Source organism: Micrococcus sp. NPDC078436 (genome assembly GCF_040702705.1).
Classification (GTDB): Bacteria; Actinomycetota; Actinomycetes; order Actinomycetales; family Micrococcaceae; genus Micrococcus.
Genome location: NZ_JBFBLX010000015.1, coordinates 50,249 through 72,811, shown reverse-complemented (window position 1 = coordinate 72,811; position 22,563 = coordinate 50,249). Strand labels below are relative to the sequence as shown.

Genomic DNA, 22,563 nt, shown 5'->3' with positions numbered 1-22,563 from the left:
GCCCCAGAATGGAGACCACCATGACCGTCACGACCCTGACTCCCGTGAGCCCTGAGACCCTGCGCGAGCGCATTGCCGCCGGCGAGGCGTTCGTGCTCGACGTGCGCACCCCCGGCGAGTTCGAGGCCGAGCACATCGCCGGCTCCTACAACGTCCCGCTGGACACCCTGAAGGAGCACGCCCGCGACGTCGCCGAGCGCCTCGACGGGCACGTCGTGCTCGTCTGCGCCTCGGGGGCCCGCGCCTCCGACGCGCAGCAGCGCCTCGCCGCGGCCGGCTTCCGGGAGGCCGCCGTGCTCTCCGGCGGCATCGGCGCCTACGCCCAGGCCGGCGGCGACGTCGTCCGCCGCGGCTCCGGCTGGGCCATGGAGCGCCAGGTGCGCATGACCGCCGGCACCATCGCGCTCACCGGCGCCGTGGCGTCCCAGCTCGGCTCGCGGCGCTTCGGCCTCATCCCCGCGGCCATCGGCGCGGGCCTCACGTGGTCCGCGGTGTCCAACACGTGCGCCATGGCCTCGGTGCTGTCGAAGATGCCGTGGAACCGGCCCGCCGTCGAGCGCTCCGCCGCGGACGTCCTGGGCGGTCTCCCGACGACATCGGGCGCCTCCGGTGCCGGCCGTGCCGCCGCCGTCGCCCCGGGGACCGCCGTCCCCTCGGTCACCGGGCGGGCCTGACCGATGACCGGGCTCGCGATCGCCCTGGCGCTCGTCGTGGGCATGCTCGTGGGCATGCTCGGCGGGGGCGGATCCATCCTCATGGTGCCGCTGCTGACGTATGTGGCCGGGCTGGAGCCGCACGCGGCGATCGCGAGCTCGCTCTTCGCGGTGGGCATCGCCTCGCTCGTCTCCGTGGGCCTGCACGCCCGTCGGGGCACCGTGCGATGGCGCACGGGCGGCCTCTTTGCGGCCGGTGGCATGGTCGGCGCGGTGCTGGGCGGCGCGCTGGGCTCGCTCCTGCCGGGGCCGGTCCTCATGATCGGCTTCGCGGTGATGATGCTCCTGACCGCGCGGGGCATGATCCGGGGCCGGCGCGGCGGCGGGGAGCCCGAGGGTGAGAGGAAGGTCCGGGTGGGCCGGCTGCTGGCCACGGGGCTGGGGGTCGGGCTGATCACCGGCCTCGTGGGCGCCGGGGGCGGCTTCCTCATCGTCCCCGCGCTGGTGCTGCTGGCGGGGCTGCCGATGAGCGCCGCCGTCGGGACCTCGCTCATGGTGATCGCGGCGCAGACCCTCGCCGGGTTCGCCGGCAAGCTGCCCGGCGTGAGCCTGGACTGGGGGCTCCTGCTGGCCCTGACGGGCATGGCGGTCCTCGGCGCGCTGATCGGTGTGGCGCTCGGGAAGCGGGTGCCGGACCGGGCCCTGCGGATCGGCTTCGGCTGGTTCGTGCTCCTGATGGGCGTCGGAGTGCTGGCGGCGGAGATCGCCGGCCTCGTGGCCTGACACGTCGCCCGAGACACCCCCGGGGGTATCCTGAGCGCCGACCTGCGTGGGCCTGGCCAAGCCCCGACTCACCGTTCTCCTGTTCTCTGACCGTCCCCGAAAGGACCCGCCATGCGCGCCGCCGACGCCGAGACCCAGCGCAAGATCCTCAACCGCCTCAAGCGCGCCCGCGGGCAGCTCGACGCCGTCATCCGCGAGGTCGAGGGGGAGGGGAGCTGCCGCGACGTCGTCACCCAGCTCTCCGCCGTCTCCACCGCCCTGGACCGGGCCGGCTTCGCGATCGTCTCCTCCGCCATGAAGTACTGCGTGAGCGACCCCGAGGGCGCCGCCGAGTCCGAGGAGAAGCTGACCGTGGAGGAGCTCGAGAAGCTCTTCCTCAGCCTGGCCTGAGCGGCCCCACCTCCGGCCCCTGCCTTCCGGCCGAGTCGTACCTGGAAACCGTTATCCGGCCTGGATAGCGGTCTCCGGATACAACTCGCCGACTGCTGAACCCCTGACATCCCCGATCGAGAGGAACCTCATCATGTGCCGTCCCGCGAAGTGCGACGTCTGCGGCAAGACCACCTGGGCCGGCTGCGGCCAGCACATCGACTCCGTGAAGGCCACCGTGCCCGCCGGCCAGTGGTGCGCAGGCCGTCACACCGACGCCGAGCGTGCGGCCGCCCGCGCCGGCGGCCAGGGGCCCGGCTTCCTGGCGCGCCTCTTCCGGCGCTGACGCCGACCGGAAGCTGTGCCCGGGCCAGCTCGGCCCGGGCACAGCCTCACCTTCCACCGACCCATACTTTCGAGCCGCAACGTCACCCCTGTAGCGGCTTGAAACCACGGGTCACGCGCCAGCTGTGCCGGTCACGCGCTGCCTGCCTCCCCTGCGCCGGACCCGCCGGCGCCCAGCAGGTGGTCGGGCAGGCGGTTGCCGGGGGCCTTCGCGCGGATCTCGAGCAGGTCGCGGGCGTGCTGCCACATGCATGCCTTTGTTGCCGGTGTAGATCAGCCGGGCCTCCACCTCCACCAGGTCGCCGATGTGCAGCGGGCGGTAGAAGCGCACGCCGCCGGAGAACACCGCCACGGTGTCCCGCCCGGCCCAGCGCGTCGCGCAGAGGTAGGCGGCGGTGATCTCGTCCCGCACGGCGATGCGGGAGATCGCGTACTCGCGCGCCAGCTCCTGCTCCAGGCTGCGGGGCACGAACTCGGGCACCTTGACGGGCTTGCCGTCCTCGACGGCGACGAACACCACGAGGCACCGCGTCGCCTCGCTCAGCTCACCGGTCTTGGGGTCGCCCGAGCGCACGACGGTGTTGATGTGCATCGAGCTGGACCCGGTGTAGAGGACGCTCGCGGTGACCTCCACCATCTGCCCGACGGTCACGGGCTCGCGGAAGTGGATGTTGCCCACGTACGCGGTGACGCAGTAGGTCCCCGCCCAGGCGGTGGCGGCGGCGAACGCGGCCTTGTCCACCCACTCGAGCACGCGGCCGGCGTCGACGGTGCCGGAGTGGCCCTGGTCCGTGGGGGCGGCGAGGAAGCGGAGGGTCACTTCGTGGCGAGGGGTCTCGGTCATGGACGAGATTTTGGCAGGGCCCGGCCGGGGGATCTCGACCCACCGACTCTTCTTCACTCGACCGAGCCCTATGGGGGCGTTTCCGTGAACAGGAGTCGGTCCGACGGGATGCAGGACCCCGACCCGCGCTTCGCCCGTGCCTTTCAGCCGCTTCGGACCGTGCGTCGCGGTCCGGAAGTGCGGGTCGTCGCAGGTGAGCGGCGAGGCCTGGACGAGGTGAGTCCCGAAGCCTGCGCGAGGCGAGGAACGGGGTGGTGCACGGACGACGGCGGCCCGTCCTGGCCCGTCCGCCGCCGGGTGCAGAATGGGGATCGACGGGGCCCGACGACGCGCCCCGTCCCGCCGCCCGCGGCGCCTTCGTCAAGGCCTCACCAGGCGCGCCGCCGCCGCCACCCGATCCGCCCCGATCCGCCCCGCACCAGCCACCCCTAGGACCCCCATGCTCTGGACCCTCCTGCGCCGCCACGGCCGCCCGTACCTCGGGGCGATCCTCGCCGTGCTCGTGCTGCAGCTCGTCAGCACGCTGGCCATGCTCTACCTGCCCAGCCTCAACGCCCGCATCATCGACGAGGGCATCGCGAAGGGCGACACCGGCCGCATCTGGGACATCGGGCTCGTCATGCTCGGCGTCGCGCTCGTACAGGTCGTCGCGGCCATCTCCGCCGTCTGGTTCGGGGCGAAGGCCGCGATGGGCGTGGGCCGGGACCTGCGCCGCGCGATCTACACCCGCGTGGACGGCTTCTCCGCGGAGGAGCTGGGCCGCTTCGGCGCCGCCACGCTGATCACGCGCGGCACCAACGACGTCAACCAGGTCCAGATGCTCACGCTCATGGCCCTGAACTTCATGGTCGCGGTGCCGATCATGGCCATCGGCGGCATCGTCATGGCCATCCGCGAGGACGCCGGGCTCTCCTGGCTCGTGTGGGTCTCCGTGCCCGTGCTGCTCGTCATCGTGGCGTGGATCGTCAGCCGCCTCATGCCCCTCTTCCAGCGCATGCAGGACAACATCGACGACGTCAACGGCGTCATGCGCGAGCAGGTCATGGGCATCCGCGTGGTCCGCGCCTTCGTGCGCGAGCGCCACGAGGCGCAGCGGTTCAGCGACGCCAACGCCGTCCTCACGGACACCTCCGTGCGCATCGGCCGGCTGTTCGTGCTGCTCGGCCCCGTGATCACGATGATCCTGCACCTGGCCACCGCCGCCGTGCTGTGGTTCGGCGGCCACCGCGTGGACCAGGACCTCGTGCAGATCGGCTCCCTCACCGCCTTCATGCAGTACCTGCTGCAGATCCTCATGGCGGTCATGATGGGCACCTTCATGATGATGATGCTCCCGCGCGCCGTGATCTCCGCCCGCCGCATCGGCGAGGTCCTGGACACGGTCCCGACCGTCGTCGAGCCCGCGAACCCCGTGACCCCGGCGCGCCGCGCCGGCGCGGTCGAGTTCCGCGACGTCACCTTCGCCTACCACGGCGCCGAGGCCCCCGTGCTCGACGGCGTGAGCTTCGCCGTCGCCCCCGGCACCACGACGGCGATCATCGGCCCCACGGGCTCCGGCAAGTCCACGCTCATCAGCCTCGTCCCGCGCCTCTACGACGCGACGTCCGGGCAGGTCCTGGTCGACGGCGTCCCCGTCACCGACCTCGCTCGCGCCGAGCTGACCGACGCCGTCGCGCTCGTCCCGCAGCGGCCGTACCTGTTCTCGGGCACGGTCGCGGAGAACATGCGCTTCGGCGCCCCGGACGCCACGGACGAGGAGATCTGGGCCGCGCTGGAGACCGCGCAGGCCGCGGACTTCGTGCGGGCCCGCACCACCCCGGCGCCCGCCCCCGAGGAGGGCGAGGTGTCCGGCCTGGAGTCGCGCATCTCCCAGGGCGGCACGGACGTCTCCGGCGGCCAGCGCCAGCGCCTCTCCATCGCGCGCGCGCTCGTGGCGAAGCCGCGCGTCCTCGTCTTCGACGACTCCTTCTCCGCGCTCGACGTCACCACGGACGCGCGCCTGCGCGCCGCCCTGGACGACGCCGCCGCGGACACGACCCGCATCGTGGTCGCCCAGCGCGTGGCCACCATCACCGACGCGGACCAGATCATCGTGCTGGACGAGGGGCGCGTCGTCGGACGCGGCACCCACGCCGAGCTGCTGGCCTCGAACCGGACCTATCAGGAGATCGTGGACTCCCAGATCCGCGAGGAGGAGCTGGCATGAGCGCCGAACTGACCGACGCCGAGATCGCCGACATCCACGAGTCGGGCGCCACCGACGAATGGGGCGGCGGCCCCGGCCGCAAGGCGAAGGCGTTCTGGCCCTCGGCCAAGCGCCTCCTGGGCCTCTTCGGCGCCGAGCGCGCGGGCGTGGTGCTCGTGGCGCTGATGGTGCTGGTCGCCGTCGTGTTCAACGTGTGGGCGCCCCACCTCCTGGGCCAGGCCATGGACGTGCTGTTCGGCGGGGTGCTCTCCGCGGACATGCCCGCGAACCTCAGCCGGGAGCAGGTCATCGAGGGCCTCCGTACCCAGGGCCAGGGGCAGGCCGCGGACATGCTCTCCGGCATGGCGTTCACGCCCGGCGCGGGGATCGACTTCGCGGAGCTGGGGCGGCTGATCCTCATCGTCCTGGGCATGTACCTGGTGGCGCAGACCTTCATGTGGCTCCAGGGCCGCGTGCTCAATGACATCGTCATGCGCATCGTCTTCCGCCTCCGCGAGGAGATCGAGGCCAAGCTCAACCGCCTCCCGCTGAGCTACTTCGACACCCGCCAGCGCGGCGACCTGCTCTCCCGCACCACCAACGACGTGGACAACGTCCAGCAGGCCATGCAGCAGGCGTTCGCCACGCTCGTGTACTCGGTGCTGACCATCATCGGCATCGTCGGCATGATGTTCTGGCTCTCCTGGCAGCTGGCGCTCATCGCGCTCATCGCGCTGCCGGTGGCCGGCGTCGTCGTCGGCGTGATCGGCAAGAAGTCCCAGGCGCTGTTCACCGCGCAGTGGCGCGAGACGGGTCAGCTCAACGGCCACATCGAGGAGTCCTTCACGGGCCACGAGCTGGTCACCGTGTTCGGCCGCCAGGCGGACATGGCCGAGCGCTTCGACGAGCGCAACGACGCCCTCTACGAGTCCGCGTTCAAGGCGCAGTTCTTCTCCGGGATGATCATGCCGATCATGCAGTGGGTGAACTGGCTGGGGTACGTGGGCATCGCCGTCGTGGGCGGCCTGCGCGTGGCCAGCGGCCAGATGACCCTGGGCGCCGTGACCGCGTTCATCCAGTACTCGCGCGAGTTCAACCAGCCGCTGGGGCAGGTGGCGGGCATGTCCAACATGCTCATCTCCGGCGTCGCCTCGGCGGAGCGCATCTTCGAGCTGCTGGACGAGGACGAGGAGGACCGCGACGCGGCCCCCGCGCACCTGCCGCAGCCGGTGCGCGGGCGGGTGGAGTTCGAGCACGTGCGGTTCTCCTACTCGGAGGCCAAGCCCCTCATCACGGACCTCAACCTGGTGGCGGAGCCGGGCCAGACGGTCGCCATCGTCGGCCCGACCGGCGCCGGCAAGACCACCCTGGTCAACCTGCTCATGCGCTTCTACGAGGTCGACGGCGGCCGCATCCTCGTCGACGGCGTGGACACCCGCACGGTGAGCCGGGAGGAGCTGCGCTCCCACACCGGCATGGTCCTCCAGGACGCCGTGCTCTTCGGCGGGACCATCCGGGAGAACATCCGCTACGGCCGGCAGGACGCCACGGACGAGGAGGTCGTCGCCGCGGCGCGGGCCACGTTCGTGGACCGCTTCGTGCACACCCTGCCCGAGGGCTACGACACCGTCATCGAGCAGGACGCCTCCAACGTGTCCGCGGGCGAGCGCCAGCTCATCACCATCGCCCGCGCGTTCTTGGCCCAGCCCTCGCTCCTGATCCTGGACGAGGCCACCTCCTCCGTGGACACCCGCACCGAGGTGCTGGTCCAGGGCGCGATGGCGGCGCTGCGCTCGGACCGCACGAGCTTCGTGATCGCCCACCGGCTCAGCACCATCCGCGACGCCGACGTGATCCTCGTGATGGAGCACGGCGACATCGTGGAGCAGGGCAGCCACGCCGAGCTCCTCGCGGCCAGGGGCGCCTACCACCGGCTCTACATGAGCCAGTTCAAGGGCGGGGAGGATGACGGTGGCGCGGCCCGGCGAGAGGACGCTCGGTGAGGGCTGCAGCGAGCGTGAAGGGAATCGGGCCGGCCTGAGGAGGCCGGGAAGAATCCCTTGCTGTGGGGGGGGTAGCGTCTACTATGTGACGTAGCTCATATCCGGCTGGAATCCTGAGGAGGATCGTCATGGGACTGAGGGCTTCTGGTCATGAGCGGGCCTGACATCACAGGGAGACGTGGCCGGGGTCTGGCAGTCGGGCTTGCACTCACGTTCGTTCTCGTCGCGTGCGGGAACGAAGGCGGATCCGCAGGACAAGACCTCGCTGACTCCGCAGGCGCGACAGCGCCGGAGGAATGGAGTCCATCTCGGTGGACGCCGCCAGTCGCGATTCAACCGGTCTTGACGGCGGAGGCCGAGAAGGAAGCGGCCTACCGCTCCGCTCTCGAACGGCGGGCCCAGACGCTCGGCATCACGGACCCCCCTCGCGTGCAGCGGAGGGACTGGTCCGCATCGCCCCTGGAAGTGGATACGCGAGTGAGCGCGTGTCTCAACGAGAAGGGGTGGGACACCTCCGTGGGACCCCTCGGAGGTGTCGAGTACCAGAACATCCCCGTTGCACAACAGGGTGCTTGGTCCTTGGCGAACTATGAATGCGATGCCCGACATCCGCTCGACCCAAGTATCCAACAGGACTGGAACCCGGACCAGCTGCGGGTGGTCTACGCCTATTGGGACCAGTACTACGTTCCCTGCATGAAGGCCCACGGCTACGTGGTGGACACCTCCGAGCGACCCACGCTGGAAGCGTGGGCGGCGGCGTTCAACACCCCCGACAGGATCAGTTGGTGGCCGGAGTACCACCTGGATCGCCATGTGTCTGAGGAGCAACTGGCCGAACTGGAGAAGACCTGTCCGCGGCTGCCCCCGAACGATGTCCTCTACGGAGTCACCGGATGAATCGCACCGCCCGCTGGGCCGCCCTCGTCCTTCGGCCTCGCTTCTGCTGTCGGGCACCTACGGCTACTGCTATTACCCCTACTGAGGTTGAGCCCAAGATGAAGACGAAGTTCGCAGCGGTCACCGCCGCGGCGGTGACCGCTGTTCTGACTCTGTCTGGATGTGCGACCACTGCTCCGTCCACGAGCGCCGCGGCGACCGGTTCCCCTACAGAGAAGGTGTGGGATCCCGAGACCTGGACGCCCACCGAGAAGATCGAGCGGCGGATGACCGAGGCTGACGAGCGGGAGCGCTGGTATGAGTCACAGCTCGCACGAAACGCCGCCTTCTTGGGCATCAGCAACCCCCCGGCCGTCACCCGTCGCGGGTGGGCCACCTCCAGGCAAGAGCAGGCGAGATGGTCCGCGCAGTGCATGACCGAGCGAGGGGTTCCCGCCACGTACAACGAGGTTATGGTGGGGGTGACGTATGACACTCCGCCGCCCTCGCAGGAGGCGGCCGTGAAACTGGTCTCATGGACCTGCGATGCCCTGTTCCCCATCGATCCGAGCCTGGACCAGGAGTTCTCTGACGCTCAGTTGCGCCTGCTCTACGACTATTGGGACCAGTACGCCATCCCGTGTCTTGAGGACCATGGCATCACCGTGGACACATCCCAGCGGCCCTCGAAGGAAACATGGCTGGCGGCCTTCAACACGCCGGAGCGGATCAGCTGGTGGCCCGTGCAAGACTCCATCATGGGCCTCACGGACGCGCGCTCCGCCGAGGTCTCGGAAGCCTGTCCGGTTCAGCCCCCGGACTCGATGCTCTTCGGATACTCCGAATGAGCAAGGTCACCCGCTGGGCCGCTCTCGTCCTCACGCTCGTGCTCGTCGCCGCCCTCGCCTTCTGGGCCGGCCGGGCCACGCTCACCCCTCCGGCCCAGGCCGATCAGCGTCCGTCCGAGGACGCCGTCGTCACCGTCGCCGAGCAGGAGCTCGGCCGCGTCATCACCCTCGGCGTGTCCGTGGCCCGCGAGCAGGCGCCGGCCGCCGTGAACGCGCTGTCCGGCGTCGTCACCCGGGCCGGGGAGTCCGGTGAGGTGGCCGCCGGGGACGTGCTGTACGCCGTCGCGCAGCAGCCCGTGATCGCCGTGCAGGGCGAGCTGCCCCAGTGGCGGGCGCTCGACGAGGGCGCCACCGGCAGCGATGTCGCCGCGTTCCAGCGAATGCTCGCCGCCACGGGGGCGAAGGTGGAGGTCACCGGCACCTGGGACGAGGCCACCGCTGTCGCCTGGAACGGCTGGCTCACCGAGCGCGACTACCCGGCCGCGGGCACCGTGGAGCTGGGCCAGCTCGTGGTGCTGGAATCACTCCCCGCCGCACTCAGCGTGGACGCGAAGGCAACGGCCGTCGGCGGCGCGCTCGCGGGAGGCGAGACCATCGTCGCCCGCCCCGGCGACGAGCCCACGTTCGCCATCGAGGTCAACCAGGACCAGGCCGCCATGATCCCGGCCGGCACCGCGGTGACCGTGCCCCACGGCGAGCACGAGTGGGAGGCCGTGGCCGGCGAGTCCACCGCGGACGACCAAGGGCTGATCCGCATCCCCCTGACCGCCCCCGACGGCGGCGCGGTGTGCGGCGCGGACTGCGACTCCCTGCCAGCCGAGGCCTCCACCTCCCTGCTCTCGAAGGTCAACGTGGTCCCGCCCGTCACCGGGCCCGTGGTCCCCGTGTCCGCGCTGCGCACCCAGCCCGGCGGCGCCGTCGTGGTCACCGTGGTGCAGGACGGCGTCGAGGAAGAGCGCACCGTCACCGTCCGCGGCTCCGCGGACGGCCTGGCCGTGGTGGACGGCGTGGACGCCGGGGAGACCGTGCGCGTGCTGAACGGCGCGCCGTGAACGCGGAGCTGTCCGTGGCGGACCTGCGCTTCGCGTACACGCGCGGCGCGGAGGAGCTGTTCGACGGCCTGACCCACCGCTTCACCCCTGGCGCCGTCACCGCGCTCACCGGCCCGTCCGGGCGCGGCAAGTCCACGCTGCTGTACGTGCTGGGGCTTATGCTCACGCCCTCGGCGGGCGTGGTGCGCCTGGGCGACGTCGAGGCCTCCGCCCTGCCGGACCGGCGCCGGGCGCGGTTGCGGGCCACGTCCGTGGGGTTCGTGTTCCAGGACGCCGAGCTGGACCCGTCCCGGCCCATCCTGGACTCGGTGGTGGAGCCCGGTCTGTACGCAGGGCTGGAGCGTCGGGTGCTGGAGGAGCGGGCCCGGGCGCTGCTGGAGCGCTTCGGCCTGGGACACCGGGCCGAGCACCGGCCGGGCCAGGTCTCGGGCGGCCAGGCCCAGCGCGTGGCGGTGTGCCGGGCGCTCGTGAACACTCCCGCGGTGGTGCTGGCCGACGAGCCCACGGGCAACCTGGATCCGGACAACGCCTCCCTCGTGCTCGACGCACTGGCCGAGACGGCCGCCGAGGGGCGCACCGTGGTGGTGGCCACGCACGACCCGGCCGTCGTCGCGCGGGCGGACGAGGTGGTGCGGCTATGACCCTCGAGGCCCGCCCATGAATCTGCGAACCCTGCTGCGCGAGGCCCTCACCGCCGCGCGCACCTCGCCCGTGCCCTCCGCTCTCGTGCTGCTGGTGGTGGCCGCCATGTGCTTCGCCGCCGTCGCCACGGTGGGCCGTCAGGCCGCCACGGAGGCCGCCGTCGCCGCGGAGCTCTCCGGGCCCGCGGCGCGCGTGCTCACCGTCACGGACTCGGGCGGCACCGGCTTCCTCACCGGCGCCACCGTCACCACCCTCGCCGGTCTCGACGCCGCCGAGGCCGCCCTGGCCCGCGACATGCCCGTGGACACGGTGAACGCCGCGATCGGTGCGGGCGGGACGCGCGTGGCGGTGACCCACGTGGTGGGCACCCTGGACCGCGGCGTCGAGCTCACGCGCGGCCGCCTGCCGGGCCCCGGGGAGGTGGTGGTGCCCGAGGCGAAGCTGGCCGAGCTGGGCCTGGCCCAGCCCTCCGGGGCGCTCGAGTCCGGAGACGGACGTCAGTGGGCCGTGGTGGGCGCGTTCGAGGCGCGCACGCCGTTCGAGGACCTCGACGGGTACGCGCTCGCCGTGCCCGCCGCCCCGGCCTCCCTCGTGGTCCAGCAGGTCCGCGTCCTGGCCCCGGACACCGCCGGCACCCGCGCCATGCAGGACTCCGCCCTGGCCGTGATCGACCCCGACCCTCGCTCCTCGCAGGTGCAGACCGCGCGGGCGCTGGCCGCCGGGAACGAGACGATCACCGGGGAGCTGGCCGGACTGGGCCGATCCCTGCTGCTGCTCATCCTCGGGGCGGGCGCCTTCTTCGTGGCGATCGTGGTGCTCGCCGACGTGCTCATCCGTCGCCGCGACCTCGGCCGCCGCCGCACCCTGGGCATCGGCCGCGCGGACCTCGTGCTGCTCGTGGCGGTCCGCACCGCCGCGCCGGCGGTGCTCGGGGCGGTGGTGGGTGCGGGGACGGGCTACGCCGTCGTCGTGGGGCAGGGAGGTGCTCTGGGAATGGACTTCGTGGTGGGCGTGGCTGTGCTGGCGGCCCTCACCGCCGTGGTGGCGAGCCTGCTCCCGGCGGCCTTCGCCGCGTTCCGGGACCCCGTGCGGGTGATGCGCACCGCATGAGGCCCGTCGGGTGGCCTCAACGCGCGCCCTGGTCACCCGCATCACCCCCAGCGACCACCGCTACCCTCGACGCATGCCCTCCTCCGCCTCCGTGGCCGCGCCCGACCGCGCGCCCACGCCCCTGGAACGCCAGTCCGTCCTGCGCGCGCTCCGCACCCCGCGCTGGCTGCGCACCGAGGTCCTCGCGGGCCTCGTGGTGGCGCTGGCGCTCATCCCGGAGGCCATCGCGTTCTCGGTGATCGCGGGCGTGGACCCGCGCGTGGGGCTGTTCGCCTCGTTCACGATGGCGGTGACCATCGCGATCGTGGGCGGGCGCCCGGCCATGGTCTCGGCGGCCACGGGCGCGGTGGCGCTCGTCGTCGCCCCGCTCTCCCGCTCGCACGACGTGGACCACCTGATCGCCGCCGTCATCCTGGGTGGGGCCCTGCAGATCCTGCTGGGCGTGTTCGGGGTGGCCCGGCTCATGCGGTTCGTGCCGCGCTCGGTGATGGTCGGCTTCGTGAACGCGCTGGCCATCCTGGTGCTCACGTCCCAGCTGCCCGAGCTGATCGGCGTGCCGTGGCTCGTCTACCCGCTCACGGCGCTCTCGCTGGCGGTGGTGCTCGCCCTGCCCCGCCTCACGACCGCGGTGCCGTCCACACTCGTGGCGATCGTCGTCGTGACCGTGCTGGCCGTGGCCGCCGCCCTGGATGTGCCCCGCGTGGGCGACCGCGGCGCCCTGCCCGACGCCCCGCCGGTGTTCGCGCCCCCGCACGTGCCCCTCACGTGGGAGACCCTCCAGGCGATCCTGCCCTTCGCCGTCGGGGTGGCGTTCGTGGGTCTGCTGGAGTCCCTGCTCACCGCCAAGCTCGTGGACGACATCACGGACACCCCCTCGGACAAGTCCCGCGAGTCCTGGGGGCAGGGCGTGGCCAACGTGGTCTCGGGGCTGTTCGGCGGCATGGGCGGCTGCGCCGTGGTGGGCCAGACCATGATGAACGTGAAGGCCAACGGCGCCCGCACGCGCCTGTCCACGTTCCTCGCGGGCGTCTTCCTGCTGCTGCTCGTGGTGGTGCTCGGCGACGTCGTCGCGCAGATCCCCATGGCCGCGCTCGTGGGCGTGATGATCTTCGTGGCCGCCTCCGCCTTCGACTGGCACTCGGTGCGCCCCTCCACGCTGCGGGCCATGCCCCGCTCGGAGACGGCGGTCATGCTCGTCACCGTCATCGCGACCGTGGCCACCCACAACCTCGCGGTCGGCGTGGGCGTGGGCGTGCTGACCGCGCTCGTGCTGTTCGCCCAGCGCGTGTCGCGGCTCGTCACGGTGGAGCGGGAGCTCGACGACGACGGCGCCACCGCCGTCTACCGCGTGCGGGGCGCGCTGTTCTTCGCCTCCTCGGACGACATGTACTCGCAGTTCCAGTACGCGCTCGACCCCGCGCGGGTGGTGGTGGACCTGAGCGAGGCCCACGTGTGGGACGCCTCCACCGTGGCCGCCCTCGACGCGGTGCAGACGAAGTACGCGCGGCACGGGGTCCAGGTGGAGGTGCGGGGGCTGAACCAGGCGAGCGCCGACATGCACGGCCGGCTGACGGGCCGCCTCGGGGCGTGAGCGGGGGGCTGGCTCGGTCCCGCTCGGGTCGGCTCGGGCTGGCTCGGTCCCGCTCGGGTTTTTGGGCGTGTCTTGCCGACAGACACGCCCACAACTCGATTCTGGGCGGGATGTTCGCCCAGAATCCTGAGGGCTGAAGGGGAAGATCGCCCAGAATCCTGAGGGCTGAAGGGGAAGATCGCCCAGAACAGCCGGCGCGGACGTGGACGAGGCGAGGCCCCGCCGTCGTGGTTCTGACGGCGGGGCCTCAGACGTTCTTCAGACCTCAGAAGGTGTAGGGCACGCGCTCCCAGGTGAGCAGCTCCTGTGCGGCGTTCTTGCCCTTGCCGGCGCTGTTCGGGGCCACGGTGAAGCGGGTCCACTCGTTGGAGGTGGCGTCGCCCTCGACGGTCACGCGCTGCAGGTTCTCGACGGCGCCCACGCCGTAGGCGTCGACCCAGGGGGAGCCGGCGGCGAGGGGCTCGTCGGCGTTGTAGCGGTGGGAGTCGCCGTTGATCAGGTAGACCGGGCCGTCGAAGGCGCGGGCCTGCTCGGCGATGGCGCCGACGAACGGGCGGAACGCGGCCACGTCCGTCTCGGTGATGCCGGCGGCGGCGAGGCGGGGCTCGAACATGTCCGCCTGGGTGAAGATCACGACGCCGCGGGCGTGGGTGCGGCGGGCGTCGTCGAACGCCTCGCGGACCTGGGCGATGTTCGCGGCGTCGCGGTGGGCGACCTCGGCGAGCTGCTCGGGGGTGGGGACGGTCAGGCCGAGACCGGCCCACGGGTCGGTGGAGTTGTGGGAGCCCTGCACGTCGATGGCGACGAACTCCACGCGCTGCTCGCGGAAGCGCTGGTTCTCCGGCAGGCCCAGCTCGTCCTGGGAGTCCACCTTCATGGGGACGCCGAGGGTGCGGTCGGCGACGGGGAAGAAGATGTCCCGGACGGTGTCGAGGCGCTCGAGCGGGTTGTAGGCGCCGTTGTTGGGGCGGTGGCAGTCCACCCAGTCGTTGTCGCCGGGGGTGAAGACCAGCGGGAGGGTGAGGCGGTCGAACTCGCCGCGGATCATCTGGAAGTACTCGTCCGAGCAGACAGCGGAGCCGGCCTTCACGTCGCCCACGTGGGCGAGGAACTCGAGCTCGTCGCTCTGGGCGGAGAGCTCGTCGATCATGGCGGGGAAGCGGTCGACCTGGGCCTGGCCGTAGGGGACGTCGCCGATGACGCCGAACTCGAAGGCGTGCTTGGCCGTGGCGGTGGCGGAGTGGGCGGGCTTGCCGGTGCCGGTGCCGTGGTCGGAGGCGGCCTGGGCGGGGGCGGCTGCGCCGGAGGCGAGGCTTACGGCGGCGAGCAGGGCGAGCGTGCGGTGCGAAGTGCGCATGGGGGTGCTCCTGGATCCGGTGGCCGCGCCGGGGAGGGCGGGGCCGGGCTGACGGCGCCGACGGCTGTCGGCCGCGTCAGGGTAGGAGCCGTGGGTGACGGCGTCCCGCGTCCCGGGTGACGTGCGGGCGAGCGGTGCGTGTCGTCGTCGTGAACGTGCCCCGCTCAGGCGGTGATGAACTCCCACTGGTGGCCGTCCGGGTCCACGATCTCGCGGGAGTGCATGCCGGAGCCGGCCATCTCGTCGCGCAGGTCCGCGGGGAGCGGGACCTCCTCGGCGCCGGCCTCCACCGCGCGGTCGGCCAGGGCGTCGACGGCGGCGGCGTCGCCCACGGTGAGCGCCATCAGGGCCGCGTTGGTGGTCATGCAGTCGGCGATCTCGCGGTCGCCGATGAAGTCCGTGTAGTAGCCGGGGCTCAGGTACATCGCGTACGTGGACTCGGTGAGCTCGATGCACACGGAGTTCTCGTCGGAGTAGTCGTCCATCGCGGTCGCGCCGAGGGACGTCCAGAAGTCGCGGATGCGCTCCACGTCCGTCGTGGGGAGGTTGATGAACACCGGCTGGGAGAACAGGGCCATGACGTGCACCGTAGACCCTCCGCCTCGCCCCCCGCCAACCGGCCGCCCACCGGTCCCCGTCGGCCGGGGCTGCGTGCGCTCCGGTGGCTGCTCGGGTATCCGTCCCCGCGTCCGCCCCCGTTGGTAGCGTGGCCGCCATGAGCCTTCCCCCCGCCCCGCCCGCCGGCTGGCCGCCCTCGGGCTGGCCCGGCCGCCCCGCCCCCGCGGCCCGGACCACCCCCGACTGGACCCCTGGCCGCTTCCACTGGGGCGATCTCGCGGTGGTGCTCGCCTACGGGGCGCTCATGATCCTGGGGCTCGGCCTCTTCGCGGCCATCGCGCTGGACCTCGTCCCGGCCAACCAGGAGGACTTCCAGGTCCTGGACGCCTTCCGGGTGAACCTGCTCAGCTACGCCGTGCTGGTCCTGCTCGTGGTCGCCGTCGCGTGGCGCCCGCTCGTCACCTCGCTGCGCGTGTTCCGCACGGGCACGTGGTGGAAGATCCTGCTGCTGCCGGCCACCTGGTTCGCGTGCATCGTCGTGAACGTGCTGGTCCTCAGCCTGCTCGGCCAGGCCCAGACCAGCGCCAACCAGGCCGCCCTCGAGGAGATGACCACGCAGGCCCCGCCGCTGCTCATGGTCCTGATGACGGTGGTCGCCGCCCCGCTCGTGGAGGAGTACCTCTTCCGCCACCTGCTGGTGGGCAAGCTGTCGCGCTACGTGAACGTGTGGGTGTGCGCCGTGGTGTCCATCCTGGCGTTCACGCTGCTGCACTTCCTCGGCACGGGCGGGGACTTCGACCTCGTGGAGACCATCCCGTACGTGACCCTCGCGGTCGCCATCACGGTGTCCTACATCCTCATGGGGAAGTCGTTCGGGTACGCGGTGCTCCTGCACATGACCAACAACGGCATCGCGATCGCCATGCTCTACCTCGTGGCCCCCCTCCTGCCCGAGGTCCCCCAGCCCGTGGCGCCCACCGCGTTCCTGCCGTTCCTCACCGCGCTCGTCGGATGAGGGATTCCCGCCCCCTCGCCCGCCGCATCCTCGCGCTCGCGGTCCCCGCGTTCGGCGCGCTCATCGCGGAGCCGCTGTTCCTCCTCGCGGACACCGCGATCGTCGGACACCTCGGCACGGCGCAGCTCGCGGGCGCGGGCATCGGCACCACCGTCCTGCACACCGCCGCCGGGCTGCTCATCTTCCTCGCCTACGCCACCACACCCGCCGTCGCCCGCCTGGTCGGGGCGGGGGACCTCGCCTCGGCCATGTCCCGCGGCCGCGACGGCGTCGGGCTCGGCCTCCTGCTCGGCGCGGTCCTCGGGGTGCTCGGCTGGGCCGCCGCCCCCGCCCTGACCGGAGGGCTCGGCGCCACGGGCGAGGTGCAGGCCCACGCCGTCGCCTACCTGCGCTGGTCCATGCCCGGACTGCCCGCGCTCCTGGCGGTCCTGGCCGCCACGGGGATCCTGCGGGGACTGCAGGACACGCTCACCCCGCTCGTCGTCGCCGGCGTGGGGTTCGCCGCGAACATCGGCCTCAACCTGGCGCTCGTCTACGGGGCCGGGATGGGCGTCGCCGGCTCCGCGCTCGGCACCTCGATCGTCCAGTGGGCCATGCTCGCCGCCTACCTCGCCGTGCTCGCGCCCCGCTTCCGGCGGGCCGGCACCGGCTGGCTCCCGACGGCGGCCGGCATGCGGGCCACGGCGCAGGTCGGCTCGTGGCTGCTGCTGCGCACCGCCAGCCTGCGCGCCGCGATCCTGCTGACCGTGGTCGCGGCCACCGGCGCGGGGGAGACCGTGCTCGCCGCGCACCAGCTCGTCTTCACGCTGTTCTCCACGCTCGCGTTCGCCCTCGACGCCCTGGCCATCGCGGCGCAGTCCCTCATCGGCGCGGAGCTCGGCGCCTCCCGTCCCGACGCCGCCCGCCGCCTCACCGCGGTCATGGTCCGCTGGTCGCTGGGCTTCGGCCTGCTCACCGGCGTGGCGCTGGCCGCCGTCGCGCCGTGGCTGCCCTCCCTCTTCACCGCCGACCCCGCGGTCCAGGCCGCCGCGACCGCCGGCCTCTGGGTCCTCGCGATCACGCAGCCGCTCGCCGGGTTCGTGTTCGTCCTGGACGGCGTGCTCATCGGCGCCGGGGACGCGCGCTACCTCGCGCTCGCGGGGCTGGTGAACCTCGCCGTCTACGCGCCCGTGCTGTGGTTCCTGGCCCGCTCCGGACCCCTGCTCTCCGCCCCCGACGCCGGCACGCGGGTCGTGGCGCTGTGGGTCGGCTTCGGCGTCGTGTACCTCGGCATGCGCGCGCTCACCCTGGGCCTGCGCGCCCGGGGCGGCGCGTGGATGAGGCTCGGGACGGGCTGAGCCCCGACAGCGGCACGGTCGCCCGCGCCCCCTCCTCACGCCCCGTCCCCGCGCCCCCGGGACGACCGCGCCTAGACTGATGCGGTGCCTGCCGTGACCACCCCCCTCGAGATCTCCTCCGTGGTGTTCAAGCCGATCCTCGTCCGCGCCGCCGTCGCGCTCGTGTTCGGCCTGTCCACCGTGTTCGTGCCGAACCCCGGCGTCACCTGGATGAAGGTGGCCTTCGCGCTCTACCTGGTGTTCTCCGGCTCCGCGATGTGGGAGTATCTGCGCCGCGAACCCGTGCCCGTGGCCATGCGCTCCCCGCTCTCCCTCGCCGCCGCGGCGTGGATGCTGGGGACCATCGTCATGCTCTTCCTGGGCTCTCCCTCGCCCATCGGCGTCACCGTCGCGGTCGCACTCGTGGCCGGCGGCGCGGCCGAGCTCGTGGCGTGGGCCCGGCACCGCCGGGAGTTCATCCCCGCCCGGGACCAGCTCTGGACGGGCGCCGTGGGCCTGCTCTCCGGTCTGGGCCTCGCGGTCGGCGCCCTTCAGGGGCTCAACCCCCACGGCCAGCTCGGCATCGTGGGCGGCGGCGCCATCATCATCGGCGTCCTCCTGCTCATCTCCGGACTCGGCTTCCACCACGAGGTGCGCCGGGATCGCGGTAGCGCCCGCGGCCTCTGAGCCGGCTCGGCCACCCGGCGTAGACTGAGGGCGGCCCGTCGTCGTGCCCGCGGGGAGGATCCCGCCCGGGCCGACATTGCCGTCACCCCCGTGCGCCCGCGCGCACGCCACCCGAGCCCGTAGGAGGCGCACCGTGAGCGCACCGTCCCCCCGTCCGTCCCACGACCGCGCCGGCACCAGTGCCGGCCGTCCGGCACGCGGCGGGCTGCGCACCACGGTCAAGGGCCCGCTGATCTTCTCCGCCGTGCTCGGCCTCGTCGGCGGCGTCATCGCCGCCCTCACCGCCTCGGGGGGCACTTCGAACCCGCTGCGCGTGGACATCGGCCTCATCGCCTTCGGCGTGTTCTTCATGACCTCGCTCGTGGTGGTCGCCATGCTGCAGCTCTCCACCCGCGAGAATCCGCCGCGCCTCTCCCATGGCTCCGGCGTGAACCTCTCCTCCGAGGAGACCTTCCGCAAGGCGGCCGCCGAGCGCCGCGCCAAGGCGGCCGCCGAGCGCGCCGCCAAGGAGCGTGGGCCGCAGGGCTGAGCTCGCCGGCTGGAGGACCCCCGCCCGCGCCTCACAAGCCGGACCGCCCCTCAGAAGCCGAACCGCGCCGCCGTCGCCCGCAGCGCGGCGGCCGAGGCCTGCAGCTTCGCGGTCTCGGCCGCGTCCAGTTCGAGCGGGATGACCCGCTCCACCCCCGCCCGCCCGACGACGGCCGGCAGCGAGAGCGCGACGTCGTGCAGCCCGTGGGGGCCGTCGAGCACCGTGGAGACCGGCAGGATGGCGTGCTGGTCCCGCAGGACCGCCTCGAGCAGGCGCGTCGTCGCGACGCCCACCGCGTAGGTGGTGGCGCCCTTGCCCTGGATCACCTCGTAGGCCGCGTTCGTGACGGTGTGGGCGATGGCGTCCAGGTCCGCGAGCGAGAAGAGCGGCGCGGCGGCGTCGGGCCACTCGAGGATGGGCATCGGCCCGATCCGCGCGGAGCTCCACGCCGGGAACTCCGTGTCCCCGTGCTCGCCCAGGATGGACGCGTGCACCGACGACGTGTGCACCCCCGCCCGACCCGCCAGCAGCCAGCGCAGGCGTGAGGTGTCCAGGAGGGTGCCGGAGCCGATCACCCGTCCGGCGGGCAGCCCCGTGATCCGCTGCGCCACGAGGGTGAGGACGTCCACGGGGTTGGTCACCAGCACGATGAGCGCGTCCGGCGCCGCGGCCTGCACCCGGGGGAGCAGGTCGTGCAGGATCGCCACGTTGCGCTCGGCCAGGTCCAGGCGGGTCTGGCCCGGCTTCTGCTTCGCGCCGGCCGTGACCACCACGATCTCCGCCTCCGCCAGCACCGCGGGGTCCGCCCCGCCGGTCATCGCGTCCGCGGAGGTGAAGGGCGTGCCATGGGCGAGGTCGAGGACCTCGGCGCGCACCTTGGGCTCGTCGATGTCGTAGAGCGCGACCTCGCGGGCCACGCCGCGGATCAGGGTGGCGTACGCGATCGCCGTCCCGACGCCGCCGGCTCCCACCACGCCGACCTTGCGGTGGGCGGGGACGCCGGGGTCGCTGACCGCCCACGGGGACGGGGCGGGGGAGGGGGCCGGGTCGCGCTGGTCGCTCATGGGCGCCAGCGTAGGGGCGACCCGCGCCGCGCAGAAGGGGGCCGCGCGCCCCGTCACCGGGAGTTCAGACGGGCGTCAGTCGTCGGACTTCTCCGTGTCCTTCTTCGCCTTCTTGTCCTTCTTGCCCTTCTTGGCGGCCTTCTCGGCCTCCTTGGCCGCCTTCTTCTCCGCCTTCTTGCGGGCCTTCTTCTCGGCCTCCTTGGCCGCCTTCTTCTCGGCCTTGGCGGCGTCCTCGGCCTTGCCCTCCTCGGCCTTGCCCTCCTCGGCCTTCACGGGCTCTTCGACCGGGGCGTCCTCCTTCACGGGCTCCGCCTTCCCGCCCGCCTCGGGCGCCGGGGTCTCCGCCGTCTCCTCGGCCAGGCGCGCGCGGTAGCTGCGCACGTGCGTGCGGTTGGCGCAGTTGGCGGCGTCGCAGAAGCGCTTGGAGCGGTTGCGGCTGGCGTCCACGAGCGCGTTCTCGCAGTCCTCGCCCGCGCACACGCGCAGGCGGGAGAGCTCGCCGTCGACGGCGGCCTCGGCCATCGCGAGGGCGGCCAGCGCGGTGAGGCGCTCGACGGCGTCGGACGGGGTGTCCGCGGGCGCGAAGTCCACGGCCTCCTCCCCGGCCACGAGGCGCAGGGGGCCGACCGTGGCCAGCAGCTCGTTGACGCCCTCGGTGGCGGCGGCCTCGTTCGTGGCGGCCAGCGCCCAGGCGGAGGTGAGGCGCTCGCGCAGGTCCTTCGCGCGCACGACGGCGGCCGCGGCCACGCGCAGGCGGGCGTCGCCCTCCTGCAGGGCCGGGACGAGGTCGGCGAGCTGGGCGCCGGCGGTCAGGCGTTCGGGCTGCTCGGCACCGCCTCGCGGGCCGGGCGCGGTGTTGAGGAACGCGGCGATCGAGGAGAGCAGGGTGAGGGTGCGGGCGGAGAGCATGGGCCAACTGTACGGGGGAGTGCCACGTCACACCGCGTGGCACGCCTCCCCGGCCCGCGCGTCGTCAACTACTGTGACCGCAGGCCCCTCGATCCCAGTGCCGGGGCCGGACCGACCGGGGTGCGAGGGCGCTCCCGGAGCACGCCGACAGGAGCCCCCATGACGCAGAACCCCGAGGCCGCCGAGCGACTGAGCGCCGGCCACGTGATCGTGAAGACCCTGGAGTCGCACGGCGTGAAGCGCGTGTTCACCGTGCCCGGTGAGTCCTACCTCGACGTCCTCGACGGCCTGCACGACTCGGGGATCGAGAACGTGGTGTGCCGCCACGAGGGCGGGGCCACCTACATGGCCGAGGCCGAGGGCAAGATGAACGAGGTGCCCGGCGTCGCCATGGTGACCCGCGGTCCCGGCGCCGCGAACGCCCACGTCGGTCTGCACACCGCGTGGCAGGACTCCACCGCCATGGTGCTGTTCGTGGGCCTGATCCCGTTCGAGCACCGAGACCGCGAGGCCTTCCAGGAGTTCGACCCGCACGCCTGGTTCGGCAGCGGCGCCAAGCGCGTCATGGTCCTGGACCACCCCGAGCGCGCCTCCGAGATCGTGGCCGAGGCGATGTTCGCCGCGTCCTCCGGGCGCCCTGGGCCCGTCGTCGTCGGCCTGCCGGAGGACGTCATCCGCGTCGAGGTCGAGGATCACGTGCACCCGCAGATCCCCGTGGCCCCGGGCGGCATGCCGGTGGAGGACTGGAAGTCCCTGCACGCGGCGCTGAAGGAGTCGAAGAAGCCCCTGTTCATCACCGGCGGCAACGACTTCACGGACGAGGGCGCCCAGCAGCTCACCCAGTGGCTCGAGGACCACAAGATCCCGGCCGCCGCCGAGTGGCGCACCGAGGGCACCGTGCCGTTCTCCTCGCCCTCCTACGTGGGGCCCATCGGCTACGGCCGCCCCAAGCCCACCTACGACCTGCTCGAGGAGACCGACCTCATCGTCTTCGTGGGCACCGTGCCCGGCGACGTCGTGACCAACGGCTTCACGATCCGCCAGAACTGGGACAAGAAGAACTTCCTCGTCACCATCGACCCCTCGCTGCGCGGCCGCTCCGGTCCCGTGTCCCACCAGATCGTCGCGAAGCCGGACGTGTTCGTCCGCGACCTCGTCCGCATGGAGCTCGAGGTCAAGCCGGAGTGGGAGGAGTGGACCGCCCGCATGCGCGGCGAGCAGGAGAAGTTCGCGGCCCTGCCCCCGGCCGAGCCGTCCGAGGGTCAGGCGAGGATGGCCACGCTCATGGCCAACCTGGTGCCGAAGCTGCCGAAGGACTCGATGGTCTCCCTCGGCGCGGGTGAGCACACCAACTGGGCGCACCGGTACTTCCCGACCGAGGGCTACCGCGCCATGATCTCGGCCCGCAACGGCTCCATGGGCTACTCGGTGCCGGGCGCCGTGGCCGCGTCCCTGAACTTCCCGGACCGCACCGTGGTGACCATCGCCGGCGACGGCGAGTTCCTCATGAACGGCCAGGAGCTGGCGACCGCCGCGCAGTACGGCGCCACGCCCCTCGTGATCGTCATGGACAACCAGGAGTACGGCACCATCCGCACCCACCAGGAGAAGCAGTACCCCGAGCGCATCTCCGGCACGCAGCTGAAGAACCCGGACTTCGCGCAGATGGCGCAGGCGTTCGGCGGGTTCGGCGTGCGCGTGGAGCGGGACGCGGACGTGCCCGCGGCCGTCGAGGCCGCCCTGAAGGCCGTGCAGGAGGAGGGCCGCTTCGCGCTCATCCACCTGATCGTGGAGCAGCGCGTCAAGGCGTACTGAGGCCGGCGG

At 72.6% G+C, this 22,563-nt stretch carries 21 protein-coding genes and 1 pseudogene; 17 read left to right on the top strand and 5 right to left on the bottom strand.

All coding sequences use genetic code 11. The features are described 5' to 3' along the window. Positions 1-20: 20 nt before the first annotated feature. From AB0302_RS09310 to AB0302_RS09295, 4 genes are all read left to right on the top strand, one after another. Positions 21-674 (top strand): rhodanese-like domain-containing protein, encoded by a 654-nt coding sequence (locus tag AB0302_RS09310; protein WP_366371579.1) that lies wholly within the window; start codon positions 21-23, stop codon positions 672-674. A gap of 3 nt (positions 675-677) precedes the next feature. Continuing rightward, complete coding sequence (locus AB0302_RS09305) at positions 678-1,436, top strand: sulfite exporter TauE/SafE family protein (RefSeq protein ID WP_319075950.1); 759 nt, start codon at positions 678-680, stop codon at positions 1,434-1,436. A gap of 111 nt (positions 1,437-1,547) precedes the next feature. Continuing rightward, complete coding sequence (locus tag AB0302_RS09300; RefSeq protein WP_248115742.1) at positions 1,548-1,826, top strand: metal-sensitive transcriptional regulator; 279 nt, start codon at positions 1,548-1,550, stop codon at positions 1,824-1,826. Between the two features lie 133 nt (positions 1,827-1,959). Beyond that, complete coding sequence (locus AB0302_RS09295) at positions 1,960-2,151, top strand: hypothetical protein (protein ID WP_366371576.1); 192 nt, start codon at positions 1,960-1,962, stop codon at positions 2,149-2,151. A gap of 131 nt (positions 2,152-2,282) precedes the next feature. On the opposite strand, the pseudogene AB0302_RS09290 reads toward AB0302_RS09295, so the two are convergent. Next, positions 2,283-2,994: pseudogene (locus AB0302_RS09290) on the bottom strand (hotdog domain-containing protein). Positions 2,995-3,433: 439 nt separating this feature from the next. On the opposite strand from AB0302_RS09290, the gene AB0302_RS09285 reads away from it, so the two are divergent. The 8 genes from AB0302_RS09285 to AB0302_RS09250 all read left to right on the top strand — a co-directional run bounded on the left by AB0302_RS09285 (position 3,434) and on the right by AB0302_RS09250 (position 13,304). Further along, positions 3,434-5,200, top strand: coding sequence for an ABC transporter ATP-binding protein (locus AB0302_RS09285; protein WP_366371574.1), 1,767 nt, complete (start codon positions 3,434-3,436; stop codon positions 5,198-5,200). Beyond that, positions 5,197-7,182, top strand: a complete 1,986-nt coding sequence (locus AB0302_RS09280) for an ABC transporter ATP-binding protein (RefSeq protein ID WP_366371572.1) — start codon at positions 5,197-5,199, stop codon at positions 7,180-7,182. The genes AB0302_RS09285 and AB0302_RS09280 overlap by 4 nt, the downstream gene beginning before the upstream one ends. Positions 7,183-7,761: 579 nt before the next feature. Continuing rightward, positions 7,762-8,082, top strand: coding sequence for a hypothetical protein (locus AB0302_RS09275; protein WP_366371570.1), 321 nt, complete (start codon positions 7,762-7,764; stop codon positions 8,080-8,082). Positions 8,083-8,180: 98 nt separating this feature from the next. Then, positions 8,181-8,909, top strand: coding sequence for a hypothetical protein (locus AB0302_RS09270; protein WP_135030879.1), 729 nt, complete (start codon positions 8,181-8,183; stop codon positions 8,907-8,909). Further along, positions 8,906-9,961: a hypothetical protein gene (locus AB0302_RS09265; protein ID WP_135030878.1), complete on the top strand. Its 1,056-nt coding sequence runs from the start codon at positions 8,906-8,908 to the stop codon at positions 9,959-9,961. Before AB0302_RS09270 ends, AB0302_RS09265 begins: the two co-directional genes overlap by 4 nt. Further along, positions 9,958-10,602: an ABC transporter ATP-binding protein gene (locus tag AB0302_RS09260; protein ID WP_158493872.1), complete on the top strand. Its 645-nt coding sequence runs from the start codon at positions 9,958-9,960 to the stop codon at positions 10,600-10,602. The genes AB0302_RS09265 and AB0302_RS09260 overlap by 4 nt, the downstream gene beginning before the upstream one ends. Positions 10,603-10,618: 16 nt before the next feature. Beyond that, complete coding sequence (locus AB0302_RS09255; protein ID WP_298710124.1) at positions 10,619-11,713, top strand: permease; 1,095 nt, start codon at positions 10,619-10,621, stop codon at positions 11,711-11,713. A 73-nt stretch (positions 11,714-11,786) separates the two neighbouring features. Beyond that, a complete protein-coding gene (locus tag AB0302_RS09250) occupies positions 11,787-13,304 on the top strand; it encodes a SulP family inorganic anion transporter (protein WP_366371567.1) in 1,518 nt (505 codons plus the stop codon). Positions 13,305-13,569: 265 nt separating this feature from the next. On the opposite strand, the gene AB0302_RS09245 is transcribed toward AB0302_RS09250, so the two are convergent. Both AB0302_RS09245 and AB0302_RS09240 read right to left on the bottom strand, forming a co-directional pair. Further along, positions 13,570-14,661, bottom strand: a complete 1,092-nt coding sequence (locus AB0302_RS09245; RefSeq protein WP_366371565.1) for a hypothetical protein — start codon at positions 14,659-14,661, stop codon at positions 13,570-13,572. A 164-nt stretch (positions 14,662-14,825) separates the two neighbouring features. Continuing rightward, the gene (locus AB0302_RS09240) at positions 14,826-15,239 is read right to left on the bottom strand and encodes a VOC family protein (protein WP_319075933.1); all 414 of its coding nucleotides are present in this window, start codon (positions 15,237-15,239) and stop codon (positions 14,826-14,828) included. 137 nt (positions 15,240-15,376) lie between these two features. Here AB0302_RS09240 and AB0302_RS09235 point away from each other — a divergent pair, with 137 nt between their 5' ends. The 4 genes from AB0302_RS09235 (at position 15,377) to AB0302_RS09220 (ending at position 18,766) form a co-directional block, all read left to right on the top strand. After that, positions 15,377-16,234: a type II CAAX endopeptidase family protein gene (locus AB0302_RS09235; protein WP_248115732.1), complete on the top strand. Its 858-nt coding sequence runs from the start codon at positions 15,377-15,379 to the stop codon at positions 16,232-16,234. After that, positions 16,231-17,571 carry an MATE family efflux transporter gene (locus AB0302_RS09230; protein ID WP_366371562.1) on the top strand — a complete coding sequence of 447 codons (1,341 nt, stop codon included), beginning with the start codon at positions 16,231-16,233 and terminating at the stop codon, positions 17,569-17,571. Before AB0302_RS09235 ends, AB0302_RS09230 begins: the two co-directional genes overlap by 4 nt. Before the next feature lie 84 nt (positions 17,572-17,655). Then, on the top strand, positions 17,656-18,237 hold the full coding sequence (locus AB0302_RS09225) for a hypothetical protein (protein ID WP_319075929.1): 582 nt from the start codon (positions 17,656-17,658) through the stop codon (positions 18,235-18,237). Positions 18,238-18,370: 133 nt separating this feature from the next. Beyond that, positions 18,371-18,766 carry a hypothetical protein gene (locus AB0302_RS09220; protein WP_366371560.1) on the top strand — a complete coding sequence of 132 codons (396 nt, stop codon included), beginning with the start codon at positions 18,371-18,373 and terminating at the stop codon, positions 18,764-18,766. A gap of 50 nt (positions 18,767-18,816) precedes the next feature. Here AB0302_RS09220 and AB0302_RS09215 read toward each other — a convergent pair whose 3' ends face one another. Both AB0302_RS09215 and AB0302_RS09210 read right to left on the bottom strand, forming a co-directional pair. Beyond that, positions 18,817-19,830: an L-lactate dehydrogenase gene (locus AB0302_RS09215; RefSeq protein ID WP_248115728.1), complete on the bottom strand. Its 1,014-nt coding sequence runs from the start codon at positions 19,828-19,830 to the stop codon at positions 18,817-18,819. A 75-nt stretch (positions 19,831-19,905) separates the two neighbouring features. Next, the gene (locus AB0302_RS09210; RefSeq protein ID WP_319075927.1) at positions 19,906-20,739 is read right to left on the bottom strand and encodes a CGNR zinc finger domain-containing protein; all 834 of its coding nucleotides are present in this window, start codon (positions 20,737-20,739) and stop codon (positions 19,906-19,908) included. Positions 20,740-20,898: 159 nt separating this feature from the next. Between AB0302_RS09210 and AB0302_RS09205 the strand changes: the two genes are divergently transcribed. Beyond that, positions 20,899-22,554: a thiamine pyrophosphate-dependent enzyme gene (locus AB0302_RS09205; RefSeq protein WP_248115726.1), complete on the top strand. Its 1,656-nt coding sequence runs from the start codon at positions 20,899-20,901 to the stop codon at positions 22,552-22,554. The last annotated feature ends 9 nt before the right edge of the window (positions 22,555-22,563 follow it).